Source organism: Aeromonas tecta (assembly GCF_000820185.1).
Lineage (GTDB): Bacteria > Pseudomonadota > Gammaproteobacteria > Enterobacterales > Aeromonadaceae > Aeromonas > Aeromonas tecta.
The window spans coordinates 78613-100695 of record NZ_CDCA01000036.1 but is presented as its reverse complement, the minus strand read 5'-3'; the positions used below and the strand labels follow the sequence as shown (position 1 = coordinate 100695).

The following is a 22083-nucleotide window of genomic DNA, read 5'->3' as shown; positions in this document are numbered from 1 at the left end:
TGGGAGATGGCGATATACTGAAGAGGCTGCATGGATGGCAGCGCAAGACACGGAGGTTGTCATGGAGATACACGAAATCCGGCCAGGCATGACCTGCCTGACGCGAGAAGGAACGGCCTACGTGCTGGAAGTGGACAAGCAGAGTCTGCTGGTATTGCTGCAACGGGAAGATGAAACCATCCCGGTGCAGGTGCGAAGCGACGAGATCCTGGGCCCACTCCTCAGTGACTAGCATGGGAGCCGTCGGCAAAGGAGCCCCTAGAAAGGGATCAGATAAAGCAGCTCGGCCAAGTCGGGCTGCCACTGCCACTCCCGCATCTTGACCCGCCCGCCGACCACCGGCACCCCCTCTTCCTGTAACCGCCCCGTCTGTTCATCAAACCCAGCCGAGCCCTTGGGCAGTGAGATGGTGCCGCCAGCGCCCAGCACTCTATGCCAGGGCAGCGTCTTGTCGGTCTCCCGCAGCACCTTGCCGACCAGTCGCGCCCGACCGGGCAGGCCTGCCAAATCGGCGACCTGGCCATAGCTCACCACGCGACCGGCCGGGATAAGCGCCAGGATCGCCTCGATGCGCGCGACCTTGTTCAGGTTAGCCGGGGGATCCATCATCATGAGTCAAACCCTCTTCAGAAGCAGCAGAAGCGCCATTGTGGCGCTTCTGCTGTATCAGGGGCAACTGGATCAGCCAAAGGTCTGGCTCAGCCCCCTGAGCTCGCTGGCGCGCTTTAGCAGCTCCTGGCTGGAGTCGTCCACCGCCTGCATCTTCTGGCTGTTGGCGCGGGAGTACTGGGAGATCTGGTGAATGTTGCGACTGATCTCCTCCACCACCGCCTGCTGCTGTTCGGCGGCGGCGGCTATCTGGGTGGAGAACTCGGTGACCTGTTCTATCTCCCCCAGCACCAGGTGCAGGTTGCCCGAACCCTGGCGGGTCATCTCGGCGCACTCGCGGGTCTGTGCCAGGTTCTCCTGCATCATCCCCTGCCAGCGGCCCAGGGTCTGCTGGATCTGGTGGATGCTGCCCTGGATCTGCTCGGTCGCCTTGTGGGTGCGGGTCGACAGGGTACGCACCTCGTCGGCCACCACCGCAAAGCCGCGACCCTGCTCACCCGCCCGCGCCGCCTCGATGGCGGCATTGAGCGCCAGCAGATTGGTCTGCGCGGCTATGCCCTGGATCTCGCCCATCAGGCTGCCGATCCGCTCCGATTCGCTGGCCAGTTCCACCGCGGAGTGGAAGGCCTGCTCGGCCTGCCTGGCCAGCTGCTCCATCTGCTGCTCGGTCTGATCCAGCTGCTGCACCGTGTGCTGGCAGCTGCTGCGCGCCTCCGTCACCTGACCGTTGGTATCCTGAATGTTGCGTGCTATCTCGTGAGCCGTGCTGGCCATCTGGGTCATGGCGGCGGCCATCTGCTGGGTCTGGGCATCCTGCTCGTTGATGTCGAGGAAGGCCTGATGAGAGGAGTCTTTCAAGTCGGTCGCCAGGGTCTGCAGGGGATGGGTGGCGTCGTTGACCCGGCCCAGTACGGTGCGAATGCGGGCCTGCAGCATCTTCAAGTGGAAATCGGCGATGGCGCCAGGCGCATCCCCCGAGTAGACCAGCCGGGTCAGGCTGTCATATTGCTGGCCGAGCTGTTTGAGGTAGCGCGGCAGGGAGATGAGCTCGCGCCAGTAAGCGCCGGTGATGAGCAGCAGGGGCAGCAACATCAGTAGCGCCGTCATGGCGCCCTGAGACAGGAGTGCCCAGCCGAGCATGGCCAACAGCAGCAGGCTTAGCGCCACCGGTCTGAAGCGGCGCAGGGAGGGCAGCTTGCTGGCTCCGCCCCGTTCGACCTTGAGCAGGGCCTGATAGGTCTGGTTCGCTACCTGCTTGATCTGGGGCTCGGGCTTGCAGCGCACCGACTGGTAGCCGCTGATCTTGCCGTGCTCGTAGATGGGGGTTACATAGGCATCGACCCAGTAGTGGCGACCATCCTTGCAACGGTTTTTCACGATGCCGCGCCAGGGATTACCCTCCTTGAGACGATCCCACAGATCGGCAAAGGCCGCCTTGGGCATGTCGGGGTGGCGCACCAGGTTATGGTTCTGGCCGACCAGTTCATCGACCCGGTAGCCGGCGATCTGGCAGAAGGCGGGGTTGGCATAGGTGATGACGCCACGCAGGTCTGTGGTCGAGACCAACTGTACGTCGGCAGGGAACTCCACTTCGCTGTCCTGTGTCTGGACGTCTCTGCTGGCCATACTGATAAGCTCCGATGTTCGTGCTGATTGTTATTGTGGTTGAGCCGGATGGGGCATCGACGTTGTGCGCTTCGCCTGGCCTCATCGGGGGCCTTATTTTGCCAATAAAGGCGGATGAAAAGTAGGGGCTAGGTTGGATTTTTGTTGTTTGATGGTAAAAAAATGGCGACCAAAAGGTCGCCAAAAAGAGAAAGACAACACTACCTCTGCGGCACCCGGTAACGCACCTGCAACTGATCGAGGATCTGCAACTGACCAGGCAGACGGGCGACGAACTGCTCCCAGTCCTTGCGGGCGGGAGCACTCCAGGCCACCTCGGCCGTGGCCAACAGGCGCGGGAACAACATATAGTCGAGACGGTCACGAGAGGTCACCAGTTCCGACCATAAGGGGCTGAGCACCCCCAGGATGTTATCGTTGGCATGGAAATCGATGGGGGCCGGATCGCAGGCGTAGACCTGCTCCAGGCTGACGGGGCCGGCCCAGTAGAGACCGGGCTCGTGGATGTCCTGGTTATAGGCCTGATCCAGATAGAGTTGCTGGGCCGGCGCCATCACCACGGGATAGCCCGCGGTCGCGGCATCGAGCCCGGCCTGGAAATTGGTCCAGGCGAAGATGGTGGCATCCCGGCTCACCTTGTCGCCGTGCAGTATCTCCTCCCAACCCAGCATCTTCTTGCCCCTGGCCGCCAGGTATTGCTGGCAGTGGCGCAGCAGGTGGCCCTGCAGTTCCCGGCAATCCTGATAGCCCTCTCGCTGCATCAGTTGCTGGCAGGCGGGGCTGTCGGTCCAGACGCCGTTGGGCACCTCATCCCCGCCCATGTGAACCTGCTCCCCCGGGAACAGCTCGCACACCTCGTCCATCACCTTGTTCAGGAATTCATAGGTGCCGGGCAGGGCGGGGTTGAGCACGTTGTCGTCAAAATATTGCACCGACAGGTAGCGGGAGTGATCCGCCTCTTCTTGCAACAACCCCGGCAGCGCCTTGATGGCCGCATGGCAGTGACCGGGGATGTCTATTTCCGGGATGATGCTGATGCCAAGGCCGGCGGCGTACGCCACCAGCTCGCGCACCTCGCTCTGGGTGTAGTAGCCGCCATAAGGCTCGGCGCCGCCGCTGAGCTGGGGGCCGACCGCCAGACCATGACCGCGCCAGGCCGCCACTTCGGTCAGCTGGGGGAAGGCCTTGATCTCCAGACGCCAGCCTTCGTCATCGGTCAGGTGCCAATGGAAGCGGTTGAACTTGTAGAGGCTCATCTGCTTGAGCAGCCGCTTGATGGTGGCGATGGAGTGGAAGTGGCGGGCGCAGTCGAGGAAGATGCCGCGAAAGCCAAAACGCGGCGCGTCCGTCAGCTCGAGGCAGGGCAGGCTCTCGCCATGTTGCAAGGCCCACTGGGCCAGGCTCACCAGACCATGGCGCCAGCCCGCTTCCCCAGCGGCCTGAATGACGATCCCTGTCGGCGTGATGGAAAGTTGATAGGCCTCGGGGGGGAGGGGAGCCTCAAGCAGCCGGATCTCGGCGTCGTGATCTTGCGCCAGCGCCAGGCTGGTCAGCTCGTTGAAATGGGCCAGCAGGCCGGTCAGTGAACCCGGGCCACTGACATGGGCCCGCTCCGCCAGCCGGAAGTTGCCCTCGGTCAGCACTATATTGGCTGGCAGGGGCACCAGCCCGTTGACCGGTTCGACCTCGGGCAGCTCCGGCGTGGCGTGCTGAAGCGGTGGCAGATCGAGCTGCTGGCCGGCCAGGGTGACCGGCAGCAACTGGGGGGCGCCGCTGCTCTCGGTCAGGCTCAGGAAGAAGCCCTGCGGCAGATCGGAGTAGCGTTTGATGGGGGTGTTGCGGCAGCAAAAACGCAGCTCGTCGGCGCCGTCCAAAGGGACAAGCACCTTGTAGCTGCCGCTCTGGCGCTCCAGCTCGCCGCCCTCGACCGAAGTCGGGTCTATGTGACGGGCCAGGCAGAAGTGCAGCTTCCAGGGGGTGGCCGGCAGCTGGCTCAGGCTGAAGCGGAACCAGACATCATCACCGTCACGCCGGTCGATCTGGGTATGGATCAGGGGTGTAGACATGGTTATTCCTCTGATTGGGCGAATGAAATGGGATCCTTTCCAGGGTGTTGGACAGGACTCAGGAATGCAGACATGGGTACCTCTCGGACTGGGCAAACAGGATGGCACCTTCCAGGGCATCGGCTGTTGGGCTCACCAGGTTGAGGTGTGACAGACGGGGGGCGAGACGGGTACCGACCCCGCCCAACAGGGCAATCCGGTGCGCGCCAAGCTGTTGTATCCCTTCCAGCAGGGTTTGCAACTGGCCGCAGGTTTCATCCAGCAGTTGGCAGGCCAGCTCGTCGCCGTCGCTGGCGGCGTCAAACACCCAGGGGGTGAAGCGGCCATAGTCCGCCGGTATGGCCCTGGCCGCCCAGCGCACCACCTCGGCCTGATCCCGTTTGAAGTGATCGAGCAGGCGCACGGCGAGCAGGCTGGGGGGCAGGATACCGTCGTGGCAGAGCAGTGCCTGTTGCAGGGCGCGCAGCCCGAGCCAGGCGCCGCTGCCGAGATCCGAGATGGGAAAACCGCGACCGGAGCAGGTGCGCAGCTGACCATCTTGATAGATGAGCCCGGCCGAGCCGGTGCCGGCGATGAGGATGGCCCCCTCCCGACCGCTGAAGGCGCCGAGGCAGGCACCGAAGGCATCCGAAGTGAGCCGCACGCTCGCGAAGGGGAAGGGCATGGCCAGCAGGGCGTGGTAGCAGTCGGCGAGCTCGGCGGAGGCCAGCGCCAGCCCGACCCCCATCTGCTGCTCAGCTTCTTTGCCAAGACCGGCTGCGGCGCGGGCCTGATCGATGGCCGCCAGCACATGACGATGGGCGAGCGGGATGCCTAGCTCCAGGTTGGAGCCCGCCGTGCGGCCCTCACCCAGCAGTTTCCCCGCCCGATCCCGAATGCGGGCGCGGGTATGGGTGCCTCCGCCGTCCACGCCGACCCAATACTCAATCATGCTGAGCCCCCAGAGTGCTCTGCCAGCTGATGGCCAGGGCAAACCAGGCGGACTGCATGGAGGATCCACTGCTCTCCCCAGTGCCAGTTCTGATCGAGCCGATCCTTGTACGTCTCAATCATGGGAACCTCCCAGGGCGCTCTGCCAGCTGATGGTCAGGGCAAACCAGGCGGACTGCATGGAGGATCCACTGCTCTCCCCAGTGCCAGTTATGATCGAGCCGATCCTTGTACGTCTCAATCATGGGAACCTCCCAAGGCGCTCTGCCAGCAGATGGCCAGCGCAAACCAGGCTGCGTGGGGGGTCCACTGCTCCCCCCAGCGCCAGTTCTGATCCAGCCGGTCTTTGTACTGCTCGGGGATGAAGGCCACATCGGCCTCATCATCAAAACCGGCGGTGATGCCATTGCAGATCCCGCCGAGGGCATTGGGATAACCGGCGGTGTAGCTCGGATTGTTGATGCCATGCCCCGCCAGCATGCAGGCGTTGAAGGGGTTCTGCCCCAAGATCCAGTCGAGCTGGCGCTGGCCAAAGTGCATCAGCGGTTTGCGCTGCCGTGGCAGCAGCTGTGCAGCGGAAAATGTCATGGCGGCTAGGGAGGCCAATCGAGCGTTCTCTCCCTGCCACCAGTAGCCAGATTCGTTGTTGTGGGGCATGAAGAAGCTGACTCTGGGATCCTCGTCCACCCCTTTCACATACTGACGGGCGAGGGTGAAGGGGTTGCCTGCTTGGGCGGCGAGGGCCAGCTCGGCGGCCAGCGCCTGTTGTACCACAGCGAGCACGGCGGCCTGGCGGCTCTGATCCGGCTCAACCGACAGATACTCCAGCAGTGCCAGCACCGGCAGGCCGGCCTCGGCGGCGTGGTAGTAGGGGCGCGAGCCATCGTCATTGGCCGACCAATAATGGCCGATCTCGGGGTGAGGGCGCTGCCGGGCGCAGAGTCGGCTAGCTCTGTCTCTGGCCTCGCCCAGCCATGCGTCTCCCAGGGTGTTGGTCAGCTCGACGGCGGCGAGCAGGGTGCAGTAGTCGTCGATGATGTTCTCGACCCCGTCATCCAGGTAGGCAAGGTTGTGCTCGCGCAGGTGCAGGTAGCCGCTGCTGGCCGCATGGGCATAGCGGCTGGCATCGAAGTCACCGGCCATGGATTCACGGGCGGCACGGGCGAGGGCGGCGATGGCCATGCCGCCCCCTTGCCGAAAACCGGCCTGCCAGTCACTGGACTTGAGCCCCTGCTGGGTGGCGTAGGCGCACAGCTCACGCTGCTCGGGATCCTTGCTCCACTTGTCAAACAGGGTCATGTAGAAGAAGCCACGCTCATCTTGCATCCGGCAGAGGAAATCGGCGCCGTGCAGCGCCTCGTCGTTGAGCCGCTTGCACAGGTTCAGGCCGTCGATGTCGGTGCGCGTTGCCAAGAGATCCCGGCACTTGAACAGGGCCCAGACCACCATGGGGGTCTGCTGGGGATTGAGGTAATTGGCGTAGGAGAGGTGGCTCAAATACTTGCTCATGTCGCCGCTGGCATCGAACCAGCCGCCGTGCACATCCCGCCGTTGCTCGCTGCCATAGATACGGGCATTGCGGTCGGCCCGCTCGAAGGCGCCGCTGGCGCGCTGGCCCTTGAAATAGTGAATGACATCGGAGAGGCAGTTGCGGCTCAGCAACTGGGGGCCGATGGCAAAGCGGGCGGAGCGGGTGACGCGCTCTGCCGCGCAGCCCTCTTGGGTGGTGATGGCTTCCAGCCGATAGTGGCCGCTGCGCTTGAAGGCACTGAAGTCGGCGCGCCAGAAGGTACGGCCCTGCCAGCCTGGCACCTGGCCGGCGGCCTCCAGCGGGGTCTCGAACAGGATCTGGCCATCCTCGAGGCGCAGCAGCCGCACATGGCCACTGAGGTCGACGTCGGCGCCGCTCTGCAGCAGGGCCACTTTGTGTCCGTCACAATCGTAACCTACTTGATTGATCAAGAGTTCCATCAAGCTCTTACTCCCTTGGTCTGCCAGCATGGGCGAGGCAGTGAATGGGCCTCGCGAAGAGGCCCGATTGATGCGGGCGGGCAACGCATGGCGCCCGTCTCAGGCACTGGCCGGGATCACTCGTGCAGGTAGCAACGCACGAAATGGTTGTCGGCCAGCTTGGTCACGGGGGGTAGGCTCTCCTTGCAGCGAGGCATGGCCTGATGGCAGCGCCCGGCGAAGGGGCAACCGTAGGAGTGCGGCGTCCACAGCGGGATCTCTCCCTTGCGGCCCCCCTCCAGCGCGGCATGGATGCTTTTTTCCGGATCCGGTACCGCCGAGATGAGCAACTGGGTGTAGGGGTGCTGCGGGTGGTGCAGGATCTCGTCCACCTCGCCCCACTCCACCATGTGGCCTACGTACATGACCGCGAGATCCTCCGCCACATAGCGGGCGGTGGCGATGTCGTGGGTGATGTAGAGCATGGAGACGCCGAGCTCGTTCTTCATCTGCTCCATCAGGTTGAGGATGCCGATGCGAATGGAGACGTCGAGCATGGAGGTCGGCTCATCCGCCAGCACCACTTCCGCCTCCACCGCCAGGTTGCGGGCGATGTTGACCCGCTGGCGCTGGCCGCCGGAGAGCTGATGCGGGTACTTGGCGGCGGTGGCCTTGGCCGGGGTCAGCCCCACCTTCTCCAGCAGACCGAACACCATGTCCGGCAGATCCTTCTTGTCGAGCACCTTGCTATGCAGCAACAGCGGGCGGGCGATGTGGTGGTAGATGGTGTGGGTCGGGTTGAGCGAACCGAACGGATCTTGCCATACCATCTGCACGCTCTGGCGATAGTCGAGCAGGGCCGTGCCCTTGTTGAACTCCTCCAGATCCCGGCCGCGATAGAGGATGCGACCGCTGGAGAGCTTGTACATCTTGGCGATGATCTTGGCGATGGTGCTCTTGCCAGAGCCTGACTCACCCACCACCGCCAGGGCGCGGCCCCGGTGCAGGTTGAAGGTGATGTCGGAGAGAGCCCGCATCTTGCCACTCTTGATGGCATTGGAGTTGACGGAGAAGTCCTTGTAGAGATGCTGGACCTCGATGATGGGCGCGTCGGTTTGGGCGATTTGCATGACAGACATCCTTAACAGCCAGCGGCCTTGTCCAGATAGATCGGAAGATCCGGTTGTTCTTCAGCCACGCCGTAAAGATGGCAGGCGGTCTGTTGTCCTGGCCGGATCTCGGCAAGGGCGGTGTACTCCAGGCGGCAGCGCTCATGCACCTTGGAGCAGCGGGCCTGGAAGCGGCAGCCGACCGGCACCTCCAACAGGTTGAGCGGGGTGCCGGGGATCCCTTCCAGCACGGTTTTCGGGCCGTGCAGGGGCGGGAAGGAGTTGCCAAGCCCTTTGGTGTAGGGGTGCAGCGGTGCGGTCAGGATCGACTTGGAGGGCGCTACCTCGACCAGCTCACCGGCATACATGATGCCGATGCGATCGCAGAACTCGACCATCAGCGACAGATCGTGGGTGATGAACAGGATGGAGAAGTTGAACTTCTCCTTGAGCGCGAAGACCTTCTGCAGGATCTCCCGCTGCACCACCACGTCCAGCGCCGTGGTCGGCTCATCCATGATGAGCAGCTCGGGGTTGAGCGCCATGGCGATGGCGATCACCAGCCGCTGGCGCATGCCACCGGAGAACTGGTGCGGGTAATCTCGCAGCCGGCTCGGGTGAATGTCGACGATGGCGAGTAGCTCCTGGGCCCGTTTGATCGCCTCGTAGCGGGTCAGCCCCGGGTTGTGGGCGATCAGCACGTCGCAGAACTGCTCCTCCATGCGCAGCACGGGGTTGAGCGCGTTCATGGCGGACTGGAACACCACGCTGGCCTGACGCCAGCGGTAGCTGCGCAGCCGCTCGTCGTCGAAGGTCAGTATGTTCTCGCCCTTGAACAGGATCTCGCCGCCGCTGATGTAGGCGGGCGGCTTGTGCAACCGGGCGACCGAGAAGGCGACCGTGGATTTGCCGCAGCCGGACTCGCCGGCGAGGCCAAAGACCTCTCCTGGCATGATGTCAAAGCTGACCGAGTTGACGGCGCGCACGTCGCCGCTCTCGGTGATGTAGTCGACGCACAGCTGGCGTACCGACAGCAGGGGTTGTTGCGGCTTCATGCTGTCTTCTCCTGAGCGGCGGTGACCGGGACGGGAACGGCCAGTTTCTTCCAGCGGCGCAGGCCCTTGTGGGAGCGCAGTTGCGGGTTGGCTATCTCATCGATGGCGAAGTTGAGCATGGCGAGGCCCGCGCCCAGGGTGGCGATGGCGAAGCAGGGCGCCAAAATCTCCCACCAGGCGCCGACCAGGATGGCGCTCGAGGTCTGGGCGTTGTAGAGCATGATGCCCCAGCTGACCACGGTCGGATCGCCGAGCCCCAGGAACTCCAGGGTCGCCTCGGTGACGATGGCGTAGATGATGGAGCCGATGAAGCTCACGCCGATGATGGAGATGAGGTTGGGCAGTATCTCCACTAGGATGATGCGCCAAGCCGGTTCCCCCAGCACCTCGGCGGCGATGACGAACTCTTTCTCCCGCAGTGCCAGGGTCTGGGCGCGGATGACGCGCGCCCCATAGGCCCAGGAGGTGAGCCCTATGATGAGGGCTATCACCATGGGGGAGGCCTCCCCGATGAAGCTCGCCAGCACCAGTAGTAGCGGTAGCCCCGGGATCACCAGCATGACGTTCATCAGGAAGGTGAGGCACTCGTCGATCACCCCGCCGAAGTAACCGGCGGTGATGCCGATGCTGATGGCGAGGGCGCAGACCAGCAGGCCTGCCCCGAAGCCCACCATCAGCGAGATGCGGGCGCCACTGGTGAACTGGGCCCAGAGATCGTGGCCCATGCGGTTGGAGCCCATCACCAGCTCCATGCTGGGGGGCTGGTGGGGGCGGGCGACCCGTTTGGTCGGCTCGTTGCTGGCGAGCAGCGGGGCAAACAGGGCCATCAGCACGAAGGTGACCACGATGGCCAGGCCGAAGGCGGCTTTCTTGTTGCCCAGCAAGATCTTGAGAATGGTCGGCATGCGCATCTTATTTGCCTCCTGTACGCAGACGGGGATCCAGGAAGACGTAGAGCATGTCGGCCAGGAAGTTAAAACTGAGCATGGTGATGGTCATGATGAGCAGTTGCCCCTGAATGAGCGGGTAGTCGCGCGCCAGGATGCCCTGATAGAGCGTCAAGCCCAGGCCCGGGTAGTTGAAGATGACCTCGGTGATGAGGGATCCCCCGATGACGAAGCCGAGCGCCATGGAGAGGGCGGTGACGCTGGGCAGCACGGCGTTGCGCGCACCGTAGTTGAAGATGACCCTGTTGTTGGAGAGCCCCTTGGCCTTGGCCATGGTGATGTAATCCTCCCCCAGCAAGTTGATCATGTTGTTGCGCATAGTGATGAGGAAGCCACCCACCTGGACGATGGCCAGGGTGCCGACCGGCATGATGGCGTGCAGCATGATGCTCTTGATGTGCTCCCAGCCGAAATCGGCCTTGATCTCCGGGCTGTAGGCGTAGCCGATGGGTAACCAGCCGAGGCTGACCCCGAACAGGAAGAGGGCGAGCAGGGAGACCACCACCGGCGGTATGGCCTGCATCACCAGGGTGAGTGGCGAGAGGATGCTGTCCATGCGCCCACCCCGATACCAGGCGGCGAAGATGCCGATGATGGAACCGAAGGAGAAGCTGATGATGGTGGAGGTGCCCACCAGGAACAGGGTCCAGCCGATGGCGCGGCCGAGAACGTCTGCCACTGGCTGCGGGTAATAACGCACCGAAGTGCCGAGATCCCAGGTGAAGACACTCTTCACATAGGTGAGAAACTGGGTGCCGATAGGGCCGTCAACGAAACCGAAGGTGGCTTTGAGGGCTTCCAGGGCGGCGGGTTCCATCATGGCGCCAGCACGGGCAAACATGACGGAGACGGGATCCCCTGGCATGGCTCTGGGTAGCAAGAAGTTGATGGTGGCGGCCACCAGGAAGGCGACCAGATAGAAGGAGAAACGTCTAAGTATAAATCCCATGGTGATACCTTTTACTGCAAGCCTGCCCCGCGCCGGGCAAAGCTCCCCCAACCCCGTGCGATACGGGGGATGGAAGACATGGCGGGGAAGAGGGCCCCCCGCAGGGGGCCGAGGTGGTTAGCTGTTTGGCTTGAGTGACAACACGTGCAGCAGACGCTCCGGGGTGTCCGGGTGCAGTTGCGGCTTGGCGACCGGGTTGTCGGCACTGAACCAGCCATTGAAGCGCTTGGTGCTGTATTCGTACCAGGTCGGATTGTTGAACACCGGGATGATGGTCTGGTTGGCCCCGACGCGCTCCTGGATGGCAAACATGATCTCTTTCTGCTTGGCCGCATCGGCGGTCTGCGTGAAATCATCGATCAGCTTGTCCAGCGCCGGATCCTTGTAGCGTGGCGCCGCGAAGCGGTTGCCGCGCTCACCCATGTTGCGGGAGTGGAAGGCGGTCTCGAAGTACTTGTGCGGGTTGGCACCGGCAAAGTAACCCTGCAGGGCGACATCGAAGTCACCGGTGATCAGGTTCTCGGTCCAGACGGTGGCTTCCGGAGTAGAGGTCTTGGCGTTCAGGCCCAGTGCCTGCAGGCCTTCAACCCCGATCTGGACGGTGTTGACCCAGTCGGTCCAGCCGTTCGGTACCAGCACCTTGAACTCGATCTTCTTGCAGCTCGGGGTGTCGAGGAACTTGTCGCCGTCACAGTCCTTGTAGCCGGCCTCTTTCAGCAGTGCCTTGGCACCTTCCAGGTCGAACTTGTTGAACTTGCCGTATTTCTTCTCGACATCCGGGTTGTCCCAGGAGGCGAATGCCTTGCCAAGGCCGGACGGGTATTCGTTGACGGTCGGGTAGCCGTAGCCCGCGATGTCCACCATGGACTGACGGTCCATCGCCATGGAGAAGGCGCGGCGGAAGTTGATGTCATTGAAGGCTTCGTGGTTGCCCGGGTTCTTGGTCTGGAAGTTGACGTTGAACGCCACTGTGCCGGAGGCGGGGAACCAGTACTTGTTGTTCTTCGGATCGTTGCCAACGTAGAGGCGCTCGATGTCCGGTACGAAGGAGCCGAACCAGTCAACGTCACCCTTCATCACCGCGGCCAGGACCTGGTCGTTGGTGGCCATCTGCGGCATGCGGATGCAGTCGATGGAGAGGTTGGCGTTATCCCAGTAGTGCGGGTTGCGGCACTGGGTATAGAGCTGGGCGGAGAAGTTGTCCACTTCGGTGAAGGGACCGGTACCGACCGGTTTGTCGTTGGTGAACGCCACCGGATCCTTGACGGACTTCCACTGGTGCTCAGGCACGATGGGCACCAGCACGATGTCGTTGACGACGTTGGTGTTGACCTCGGTCAGGTCGAACTTGATCTTGTGTTCACCCAGCTTCTCGATGCTCTTGATCTGAGTCCAGATGGAGCGCTCATCCAGCGCCTTGTTGGCCTTGACCAGATTGAAGGAGAAGATGACGTCGTCGGCGGTGAAGGCTTCGCCATCTGACCACTTGACCCCGTCACGCAGATCGAAGGTGACTGATTTCAGATCATCGCTGAAGGCATAGTTGGTAGCCAGACGATAGACGGGTTTGCCACCCTGCATATCGTTGAAGATAACCAACGGCTCATAGATGAAGTGACGGGTAGTGTGCAGCAGACCGGCCTGCAGGAAGGGGTTGAAGTTCTTGACCCATGCGGTTTCCTGCTGTGCAACCAGGGTCAGCACCGTTTTGTTTTCGGCGGCCATGGCGGTACCGGCGGCACCGAGCATCAGGGTTCCCAGCATGACGGAGGTAGCGATTTTGGATACTTTGGCAAGCATATTTTGTCCTTTCTTATTGGTCTTCCATGTTTGGAATGGAGCGCCGAAATCGCATGCTTGGATATCGGCCCTCTATGTTGGTCGGGTTTTTTCACCCTTGTAGTTGTGTCATCCAACGCCCTTAGAAAAGCAGAATTAACAGGAAAACAACAACTCTTCATTTCGTCGATATCGTAAAAACCTGCGCCGCCTCGTCATTATCGTCAAATTGTATTTTTAAACCTTTAAAATTATATAGTTGCATTAATTCTCAGGAAACACCAAGTCACCCTTTATGACAGTTCAAAGACGATACTGTGAACTGGATCGTGCTCAATTTTTATTCTTGTGGCGGGCTTTTTTTTGTACTTGAAACAAGACGCTGATATTTGGCTCAAGACGTGATCTGGCTCACTGGGGCGAGGTTGGGGTGCTGATGGGGGAGGACGCAGACATAACCGCCGTTTGCCGAGTCGTGCAATCTGCCGGTGTCATGGCCTGCCACCTGGCGCGCGCAATAAAAAAGCCAGTCAGCGTTCACTGACTGGCTTTTAAGAGGCACCGGTTGGCCGGTGCCTTGCTTGATGGCGGGGTTAGCCTACCAGGCTGGCCCAGAGGTCATATTCGTCCGCTTCATCGATGCGTACCTTGACCATGTCGCCGGGCTTGAGGCCGGTTTCACCATTGAGGTAGACCAGGCCATCAATTTCGGGGGCATCGGCGAAAGAGCGGCCGGTGGCACCCTCTTCGTCCACCTCGTCGATGAGCACTGTCATCTCCTTGCCGACCTTGCGGGCCAGCTTGCGGATGGAGACCTGCTGTTGCAGCTCCATGAAGCGCTGGAACCGCTCTTCCTGGATGTCTTCCGGCACTGGATCCGGCAGCTCGTTGGCCTTGGCACCCTCGACCGGGCTGTATTTGAAGCAGCCGACGCGGTCCAGCTCGGCCTTGTCGATGAAGTCCAGCAGCATCTGGAACTCTTCTTCGGTCTCGCCGGGGAAGCCGACGATGAAGGTGGAACGCAGGGTGATCTCGGGGCAGATCTCGCGCCACTTCAGGATGCGCTCCAGGGTGCGCTCGACGGTGCCCGGGCGCTTCATCAGCTTGAGGATACGCGGGCTGGCGTGTTGCAGCGGGATGTCGAGGTAGGGCAGCACCTTGCCATCGCGCATCAGCGGGATGATGTCATCCACGTGCGGGTAGGGGTAGACGTAGTGCAGACGTACCCAGATGTCGAGCTTGGCCAGCTCTTCACACAGGGCCACCATGCTGGTCTTGACCGGCATGCCGTCGTAGAAACCGGTGCGGTGTTTGACGTCCACGCCGTAGGCGGAGGTGTCCTGGGAGATCACCAGTATCTCTTTGACGCCGGCCTCTTTCAGGCGCTTGGCCTCGGCCAGCACCTCGCCGATGGGACGGCTCACCAGATCCCCGCGCATGGAGGGGATGATGCAGAAGGTGCAGCGGTGGTTGCAGCCTTCGGAAATCTTCAGATAGGCGTAGTGGCGCGGGGTCAGTTTGACGCCATGGGCCGGTACCAGGCTGGTGAAGGGGTTGTGGGTCGGTTTGGCCACGTATTTGTGGACGTGACCGAGCACCTCTTCATAGGCGTGAGGACCGGTAATTTCGAGCACCTTGGGGTGGATCTCGCGGATCTGATCGACCTTGGCGCCGAGACAGCCGGTGACTATTACCTTGCCATTTTCGGCAAGGGCTTCGCCGATGGCTTCCAGCGACTCTTGTACCGCGCTGTCGATGAAACCGCAGGTGTTGACCACCACCAGTTCCGCATCGTCATAGCTGGGCACCACGTCGTACCCTTCGGTACGCAGCTGGGTCAGGATGCGCTCGGAATCGACCAGGTTTTTGGGGCAACCCAAGGAGACGAATCCTACTTTGGGGGCCTGTTTTGTGTTGGACATCGCTCAATCACTCTTAGGTGGCTCTCTTATAAGGGCGCGGATTTTACCGGAATGGCTAACCAAAAACTATACAGCTGCGAGGGCATAACCGAACAATATCTCTGGCGGGGCAAGATTGCCCCGTCGCAGCCGCCGCCCTGTGACCGTTTTGAGGCTGCGTTCGCCGGGCCTGTCCATCTGCCATGTTGGCTCGCATCCCGTTGAGATATCAGTAGATAGCGTCGTCGCCACCCGCTCGCAGGCATGCCGTCTGGGGGCGTGAACAGGAGGTGGGTCTGATTGATGGCGGGGCGGAGCAGCTGAAAAAAATGATGACACATTGATCATTTCAATGATTCTTGTATAGTCGAAATGAAAGTTCGAGACAGGTATGAGGAACGACATGGACAAAGCAGTGGCCACCAAGGTCTTTGAATCACTCTCATCCGGGATCCGGCTGGACGTCTGGCGCTTGCTGGTCAAGGCGGGGCCCGATGGCATGGTGGCGGGGGAGCTGGCCAGCAGTCTGGAGCTCGCCGCCAATACCCTGTCGTTTCACCTCAAGGCCATGCTGCATGCCGGTTTGCTTGCGGTGGAGCAGGAGGGACGCTTCTTGCGCTACCGCGCCAACATTGGCTTGATGGTCGGGCTCATCGGCTATCTCACCGAAGAGTGCTGCGCCGGGCACCCTGAAGCCTGCGGTCTCACAGGCCCCGTGTCGACGGGCGCGCTCCCCACGCCCCCCTGCTGCGACAAGCCGTGATCCCCCTCATCGCGTTTGCTGGTCTCTGGAGTCCACATGTCTGTTGCATCTGATGCCAAGGCCTTGCCGGCCATCGGCTTTTTTGAACGTTACCTCAGCGCCTGGGTCGCACTCTGCATCCTGGTGGGGATCGGCCTGGGTCAGGGGTTACCCGCCCTGTTCCAGGCCATAGGTGCCATGGAGATTGCCAGGGTCAACCTGCCGGTGGGGCTGCTCATCTGGGTGATGATCATCCCCATGTTGCTCAAGATAGACTTCGGCGCCCTGCATCGGATGCGCGGTCATCTGAAGGGCATTGGAGTCACCCTCTTCATCAACTGGCTGGTCAAGCCCTTCTCCATGGCCTTCCTTGGCTGGTTGTTCATTCGGGGACTGTTCGCCGACTGGTTGCCTGCGGATCAGCTGGACAGCTATGTGGCGGGCCTGATCCTGCTGGCGGCGGCGCCCTGTACCGCCATGGTGTTTGTCTGGAGCCGCCTCACTCAGGGCGATCCCTATTTCACCCTGTCACAGGTCGCGGTGAACGACCTCATCATGGTGTTTGCGTTTGCCCCGCTGGTGGCGCTATTGCTCGGGGTCTCCAGCATAGTGGTGCCCTGGGATACCCTGCTCACCTCGGTGGTGCTTTATATCGTCATTCCGGTGATCATCGCCCAGCTGCTGCGCAAAGCCCTGCTGCGCCGGGGGCGGGCGAGCTTCGAGGCGGCCATGGCGCGCATTCAGCCCTGGTCGATGGCGGCACTGTTGCTGACTCTGGTGCTGCTGTTTGCCTTCCAGGGCAATGCCATCATCGAACAACCCTTGGTGATCGCCCTGCTGGCGGTGCCCATCCTTATCCAGGTACTGTTCAACTCGGGGCTGGCCTACTGGCTCAACCGCAAGGTCGGGGAGCAGCACTCGGTGGCCGGCCCCTCAGCCTTGATCGGCGCCTCCAACTTCTTCGAGCTGGCGGTCGCCGCCGCCATCAGCCTGTTTGGTTTCCATTCCGGCGCCGCGCTGGCCACCGTGGTCGGGGTGCTGATCGAGGTGCCGGTCATGCTGCTGGTGGTGCGCATCGTCAATGCCAGCAAACCCTGGTATGAAGCGGGCCTGCGTCGCTAACGATGTCTATCCACTTGAATCATGAGAGAGCGGCAATGAGCGCCATCACCATCTATCACAACCCGGAGTGCGGCACGTCCCGCAATACCCTGGGGCTGATCCGCAATGCGGGCATCGAACCCAACATCATTCACTATCTCGAGACGCCGCCTTCCAAGGCGGAGTTGAAGGCGCTGCTGGTCGCCATGGACATGCCTGCGCGCGCGCTGCTGCGCCAGAACGTGCCGCCCTATGAGGCACTCGGGCTGGCCGAGGATCGTTTCAGCGATGAAGAGCTGGTCGCGGCCATGCTGGCACACCCCATGCTGATCAACAGGCCCATCGTGGTGACTCCGCTCGGCACCAGGCTGTGCCGCCCCTCGGAAGTCGTGCTGGAGATCCTGCCAGACCCGCAGCGAGGGGCCTTCGCCAAGGAAGATGGCGAGCGGGTGGTGGATGAGCAGGGCAAACCCCTCAACTAACACCAGGCAATGTGGCAGGGCGTCGCGCCAGCCACGGCGGGGAAGCCAATGCTGACCCGTCGGCATGAGTCATTGACTGGTGCTGTATGAGAATTAATTCAGCACTTCTGCGCATCGGCTTAAATCTGATAGGGTAAGCATCCGCTGACGAGCAAAAGGAGTACATCATGAAGAGCCGACTCTGGCTGATTGCCGCCGCCCTGGTGCTGGCGTCTACCCCCAGTCACGCCGACTGGGCGAAGTTGAAGGAAGCGGCGTCCGAGCTGGGCACCGCGGTGAGCGACACCAGCAAGGAGGCGTGGAAGGGCATCACCGATTTCTCCAAGGCGACCTGGGAGTCAGTCTCTACCTGGGGTGCCGATGCCTACAACAAGACGGGTGCCTGGACGGAAGAGAGCGCGGCTACCGGCAAGGAGTGGCTGACCGCGGCGGACAAGGAGCTCAACACCATGCTGGAGCCCAAGACGGCGGCCGAGGCGCGCACCGCCCTCGACACCATGGCCGACACCGCCCTGGTGCGGCTTTTTAACGAACAATCCTCTGCAAAGCTGCTATTTGACAAAGCTTATGGCTACGCGGTGTTCGATTCGCGCAAGTTCTCTCTGATGATCCACACCAACCAGGGCTCAGGGGTGGCGGTCAACCGCAAGACGGGCAAGCACACCTATATGAAGATGTTCGGCGCCGGCCTCGCCGCTGGGCTCGGCGGCAAGTTCTACCAGCAGGTGATCCTGTTTGAGGACAAGGCTCGCTTCGATGCCTTCGTCAATCAGGGCTGGGAAGCCACCTCCGAGGTGGGGGCCGTGGCCGGCAAGGAGAGCGCGGAGCTCACCGCCAAGTACAATGGCGGCATGGCCATCTACCAGATTGGCGAGAAGGGCTTGCTGCTCGATGCCAATATCTCGGGTTCCAAATATTGGCTGGATGCTGATTTGAACAAGTGATGAGCACCTGGCATAAGGGGCCGTATTTTTTCTGCTATCAGATTGAAATACTGTCTGTTTAAATGATGCGACTTGCAGTAAAAAGAGGGCCTTGGGCCCTCTTTTTTATGGGCGCACGCTGACAAGGTCGCAGGACAAGGAGAGGATATGGCCCATGAGCCCGAACAGGATGTGATGGCGGCCCAGCGCCGGGAGTGGGATCGGCAGAGCATCTATCTGCGTCTACAGGAGGGCGTCCCCGCGGCCTTCTGGGTCTGGGGCGATCAGGTTGCGCCCCTCGCGCCCAGGCCCGAGCTGTTCGCGCATGAGGGCGGCTTTGGCTGGGGACAGCCAGAGGCAGCCACCATGGCCCTGGCGGTCGCCATCGTCGCCAAGCTGGTGGAAGTAGGACTGATCGCTCCCGAGCAGGCGAGCGCCAGGGCGCACTATCTGCATGATGAGGTGCTGGTCAAACTGCCCGCCGGCGAGCACTACGATCTTCACCTCAGCTACCTGCGGCTGCTGCTGGCGTGAGCGGCCCCTTCCCATCTCTATGCTTGATACCTGGCCGCCCTTGAGGGCGGGCGCCGCCTTCTGCCGGGTTGCTGCGCAGTTTTTGGCGGCCTTGCCCGCGTCATTTCCCGGTGAACTGCTCTGGTTGGCACCCTAATTGCTTATTGCCTGTCAGCGTCAATGATTTGTCTGGGGATGGAAGATGGAAATAAGTGCAAGCAGCCTGATGCAAGAGATGCAGGCGCTCAAGGTCGAAGCCGGCGCCACGCCGCTGACCCAGCCCGGTCGTCAGGTCACATCGGATTTTGGCCAGCTGTTGCAACAGGCACTCGGCAATGTCAACGAGCTGCAGGGCAGCGCCAACGATCTGCGTACCCGCTTCGACATGGGTGACAAGTCGGTGGACCTGTCCGAGGTGATGATCGCCGGGCAGAAATCCTCCATCGCCTTCGAGGCAACGGTGCAGGTGCGCAACAAGATGGTCGATGCCTACAAGACCATCATGAACATGCCGGTTTAAACGTGGAATTTAATACACCATGGCGACTGCGCATCATGAACATGTCAGCAACAAGGACATAATCCGTGGCTACTGATCAAAACGGCGACCTGCTGATCAACAACGAAGGGGCGGCAACGCTCGATGAGCACGAGCAGAAGAGCTCGGCGCTGGGGTTCCTGTCCAACACCGACGTGCTGCGCCAGATCACCCTGATCCTGGGGTTGACCATCTGTCTGGCCATCGCCGTGTTCATCCTGCTGTGGGGCAAGGAGCCGGAGATGCGTCCTCTTGGCACCTTCAACACCCAGGAGCTGGTCTCCACCCTCGACTACCTCGATCAGCAGAAGATCCCCTATCAGGTGGATGGCAAGAGCGTGCTGGTCAGTGCCGAGAACTATGCCGACATCCGCCTGCGCCTGACCCGGGCTGGGCTGGCGGGCAACACCGATGTCAGCAACGATGGCGAGTCCATCCTGCTCAAGGACTCCAGCTTCGGCGTCAGCCAACGCATGGAGGGCGAGCGACTCAAGCTCAGCCGCGAGCGTCAGCTGGCGAGCGCCATCGAGCAGTTCCAGAACGTGGCTAAGGCCCAGGTGCTGCTGGCCATTCCCAAAGACAACGTGTTCGCCCGCAACGAGCGCAAACCGAGCGCGACCGTGGTGCTGAGCCTCAAGGGCAGCGCCCTCGGCCAGGGGGAAGTGGATTCCATCGTCGACATGGTCGCTTCCGCCGTGCACGGCCTGGAGCCGACCCGGGTCACCGTCACCGATCAGAACGGTCGGCTGCTCAACTCCGGCTCCCAGGATCCGCTCTCTGCCCAGACCCGTAAAGAGTTTGCGATGCAGCAGAAGCAGGAGCTGGAATACAAACAAAAAATTGACGCCATCCTGATCCCCGTATTGGGCGCCGACAACTACACGGCAGAGGTGGATCTCTCCCTCGACTTCTCCCAGCAGGAGCAGACCCGCAAGACCTATAACCCCGATCTGCCCGCCGTGCGCTCCGAGATGACGGTGGAAGACAACAGCGGGACGGGCAGTAATGGCGGTGTGCCTGGGGCGCTCTCCAACCAGCCGCCCGCGGCGTCCTCCATTCCCCAGCAGGCGACCGGCGCCGATGCCGAGTCCGCTTCCAGTGGCCGCTCCCGCAAAGAGGCGACCCGCAACTTCGAACTGGACACCACCGTCAGCCATATCCGGCGCCAGCAGGGCGGTATTCGCCGCATGACGGTGTCGGTGGCGGTGGATTACAAAGCGACTCCTGGCGCCGAGGGCGCCGTCACCCGGGAGCCCCGCAGCCAGGCCGAACTCGATACCCTGCGCCGTCTGCTCAGCGGCGGCCTCGGTTTTGACGTGACCCGTGGCGATACCCTGGAAGTGGTCGCCATCCCGTTCAATCGTCCCGAACTGGAGGCCATGGCCGACATCCCTATCTACGAGCAGGCCTGGTTCTGGCGCGCGGTGCGCATCGCCGCCTCGGTGCTGGTTATCATAGTGCTGATCGTGACCGTGGTGCGGCCCATGCTCAAGCGCCTGCTCTACCCGGATGCGAGACCGGAAGGGGAGCTGGATCTGGACAACAGCATAGTGCTGGGTGGCGATGACGAGCTCAGCCTGCTGGCGGCACAAGCGGAAGCCGAACCCGTGTTCGGGGTGCGTGACGGTCATCTGAAACTGCCGGATCTGCACCGCGACGAAGACTTGCTCAAGGCGGTACGTGCGCTGGTGGCGAATGAACCGGATCTGGCCGCTCAGGTCATTAAAGAATGGGTAACAAACAGAGATGCCTGAAGACAAGAAGACCCAAGTCACCGGTAATGACATTACCGACGTGCAGCGCCAGATCCTGGACCAGATGGCCGGGATGGAGATGGCAGCGGTGTTGATGCTGAGCCTCAACGAGGAAGATGCCGCCCAGATCTTCCGCCATCTGGAGCCCAAGCAAGTGCAGCGGCTCGGCATGTCGATGGCCTCGATGTCGGATTTTAGTCACGACCGGGTGGCGGCGGTGCATCGTCAATTTATCGACGACATCCAGAAGTACACCAACATCGGCATCGGCAGCGAAGACTTCGTGCGCAAGGCTCTGGTGGCGGCGCTTGGCGAAGACAAGGCCAGCAACCTGGTGGATCAGATCATCCTGGGTTCAGGGGCGCGCGGCCTCGACTCCCTCAAGTGGATGGATGCGCGCCAGGTGGCCAGCATCATCCAGAACGAACACCCGCAGATCCAGACGATCGTGCTGTCCTACCTGGAGCCGGAGCAGTCCGCCGAGATCCTGAGCCAGTTCCCGGAGCAGGTGCGCCTGGATCTGGTGATGCGGATCGCCAACCTGGAAGAGGTGCAACCGGCGGCACTGCAAGAATTGAACGACATCATGGAGAAGCAGTTCGCCGGCGCCGCCGGTGCCCAGGCCGCCAAGATGGGTGGCCTCAAGGCCGCCGCCAACATCATGAACTACCTGGATACCAACATCGAAGGCCAGCTGATGGACTCCATCCGCGACTCGGACGAAGAGATGAGCCAGCAGATCCAGGATCTGATGTTCGTGTTCGAGAACCTGATCGACGTGGACGATCGCGGCATCCAGACCCTGCTGCGGGAAGTGCCGGGCGACTTGCTGCAACGGGCCCTCAAGGGCTCGGACGATCAGATGCGCGAGAAGGTGTTCAAGAACATGTCCAAGCGGGCCGCCGAGATGCTGGCGGACGATCTGGAGGCCATGGGGCCAATCCGGGTCTCCGAGGTGGAGGCTGCCCAGAAGGAGATCCTGTCCATCGCACGCCGTCTGGCGGATGCGGGCGAGATCATGCTGGGGGCCGGTGGTGGCGAGGAGTTCCTCTAATCCAGGCACACCGACGGCGAGAACCTGTTGTATTAATCTAAGCCAGTAGCAAAGG

At 61.9% G+C, this 22083-nt stretch carries 20 protein-coding genes; 9 read left to right on the top strand and 11 right to left on the bottom strand.

What is annotated here, in order from left to right; all coding sequences use genetic code 11:
- Positions 1–61 precede the first annotated feature (61 nt).
- A complete protein-coding gene (locus BN1137_RS22735; protein WP_193354270.1) occupies positions 62–232 on the top strand; it encodes a hypothetical protein in 171 nt (56 codons plus the stop codon).
- A gap of 26 nt (positions 233–258) precedes the next feature.
- On the opposite strand, the gene BN1137_RS15415 is transcribed toward BN1137_RS22735, so the two are convergent.
- The 11 genes from BN1137_RS15415 to rimO form a co-directional block, all read right to left on the bottom strand.
- On the bottom strand, positions 259–612 hold the full coding sequence (locus tag BN1137_RS15415) for an MGMT family protein (RefSeq protein ID WP_050719448.1): 354 nt from the start codon (positions 610–612) through the stop codon (positions 259–261).
- A 69-nt stretch (positions 613–681) separates the two neighbouring features.
- The gene (locus tag BN1137_RS15410) at positions 682–2235 is read right to left on the bottom strand and encodes a methyl-accepting chemotaxis protein (protein WP_050719447.1); all 1554 of its coding nucleotides are present in this window, start codon (positions 2233–2235) and stop codon (positions 682–684) included.
- Positions 2236–2435: 200 nt separating this feature from the next.
- Positions 2436–4301: a beta-N-acetylhexosaminidase gene (locus BN1137_RS15405; RefSeq protein ID WP_050719446.1), complete on the bottom strand. Its 1866-nt coding sequence runs from the start codon at positions 4299–4301 to the stop codon at positions 2436–2438.
- A gap of 58 nt (positions 4302–4359) precedes the next feature.
- Positions 4360–5232, bottom strand: coding sequence for a glucosamine kinase nucleotide-binding domain-containing protein (locus BN1137_RS15400; protein WP_050719445.1), 873 nt, complete (start codon positions 5230–5232; stop codon positions 4360–4362).
- A gap of 236 nt (positions 5233–5468) precedes the next feature.
- Complete coding sequence (locus BN1137_RS15395; protein ID WP_050719444.1) at positions 5469–7202, bottom strand: glycoside hydrolase family 9 protein; 1734 nt, start codon at positions 7200–7202, stop codon at positions 5469–5471.
- 116 nt (positions 7203–7318) lie between these two features.
- Positions 7319–8311, bottom strand: a complete 993-nt coding sequence (locus BN1137_RS15390; RefSeq protein WP_050719443.1) for an ABC transporter ATP-binding protein — start codon at positions 8309–8311, stop codon at positions 7319–7321.
- 11 nt (positions 8312–8322) lie between these two features.
- Positions 8323–9345, bottom strand: coding sequence for an ABC transporter ATP-binding protein (locus tag BN1137_RS15385; protein ID WP_050719442.1), 1023 nt, complete (start codon positions 9343–9345; stop codon positions 8323–8325).
- Positions 9342–10256, bottom strand: a complete 915-nt coding sequence (locus BN1137_RS15380) for an ABC transporter permease (protein ID WP_050719441.1) — start codon at positions 10254–10256, stop codon at positions 9342–9344. Before BN1137_RS15380 ends, BN1137_RS15385 begins: the two co-directional genes overlap by 4 nt.
- A 1-nt stretch (position 10257) precedes the next feature.
- A complete protein-coding gene (locus BN1137_RS15375; protein ID WP_050719440.1) occupies positions 10258–11241 on the bottom strand; it encodes an ABC transporter permease in 984 nt (327 codons plus the stop codon).
- A gap of 117 nt (positions 11242–11358) precedes the next feature.
- Positions 11359–13041, bottom strand: coding sequence for an ABC transporter substrate-binding protein (locus BN1137_RS15370; RefSeq protein ID WP_050719439.1), 1683 nt, complete (start codon positions 13039–13041; stop codon positions 11359–11361).
- 572 nt (positions 13042–13613) lie between these two features.
- Positions 13614–14942, bottom strand: a complete 1329-nt coding sequence (rimO, locus tag BN1137_RS15365) for a 30S ribosomal protein S12 methylthiotransferase RimO (protein ID WP_050719438.1) — start codon at positions 14940–14942, stop codon at positions 13614–13616.
- Between the two features lie 382 nt (positions 14943–15324).
- Between rimO and BN1137_RS15360 the strand changes: the two genes are divergently transcribed.
- From BN1137_RS15360 to fliG, 8 genes are all read left to right on the top strand, one after another.
- The gene (locus BN1137_RS15360) at positions 15325–15684 is read left to right on the top strand and encodes an ArsR/SmtB family transcription factor (RefSeq protein WP_050719437.1); all 360 of its coding nucleotides are present in this window, start codon (positions 15325–15327) and stop codon (positions 15682–15684) included.
- Positions 15685–15720: 36 nt separating this feature from the next.
- Positions 15721–16785 (top strand): ACR3 family arsenite efflux transporter, encoded by a 1065-nt coding sequence (gene arsB / locus BN1137_RS15355; protein ID WP_050719436.1) that lies wholly within the window; start codon positions 15721–15723, stop codon positions 16783–16785.
- Positions 16786–16820: 35 nt separating this feature from the next.
- Positions 16821–17246, top strand: a complete 426-nt coding sequence (gene arsC / locus BN1137_RS15350; protein ID WP_050719435.1) for an arsenate reductase (glutaredoxin) — start codon at positions 16821–16823, stop codon at positions 17244–17246.
- A gap of 167 nt (positions 17247–17413) precedes the next feature.
- Positions 17414–18190, top strand: a complete 777-nt coding sequence (gene befA, locus BN1137_RS15345) for a beta cell expansion factor BefA (protein WP_050719434.1) — start codon at positions 17414–17416, stop codon at positions 18188–18190.
- A gap of 147 nt (positions 18191–18337) precedes the next feature.
- A complete protein-coding gene (locus BN1137_RS15340) occupies positions 18338–18703 on the top strand; it encodes a hypothetical protein (RefSeq protein ID WP_050719433.1) in 366 nt (121 codons plus the stop codon).
- Between the two features lie 181 nt (positions 18704–18884).
- Entirely contained in the window at positions 18885–19202 is a 318-nt protein-coding gene (gene fliE / locus BN1137_RS15335) for a flagellar hook-basal body complex protein FliE (protein ID WP_050719432.1), read from the top strand.
- A 65-nt stretch (positions 19203–19267) separates the two neighbouring features.
- Complete coding sequence (gene fliF, locus BN1137_RS15330; RefSeq protein WP_050719431.1) at positions 19268–20974, top strand: flagellar basal-body MS-ring/collar protein FliF; 1707 nt, start codon at positions 19268–19270, stop codon at positions 20972–20974.
- Positions 20967–22028, top strand: coding sequence for a flagellar motor switch protein FliG (gene fliG / locus BN1137_RS15325; protein WP_050719430.1), 1062 nt, complete (start codon positions 20967–20969; stop codon positions 22026–22028). Before fliF ends, fliG begins: the two co-directional genes overlap by 8 nt.
- The last annotated feature ends 55 nt before the right edge of the window (positions 22029–22083 follow it).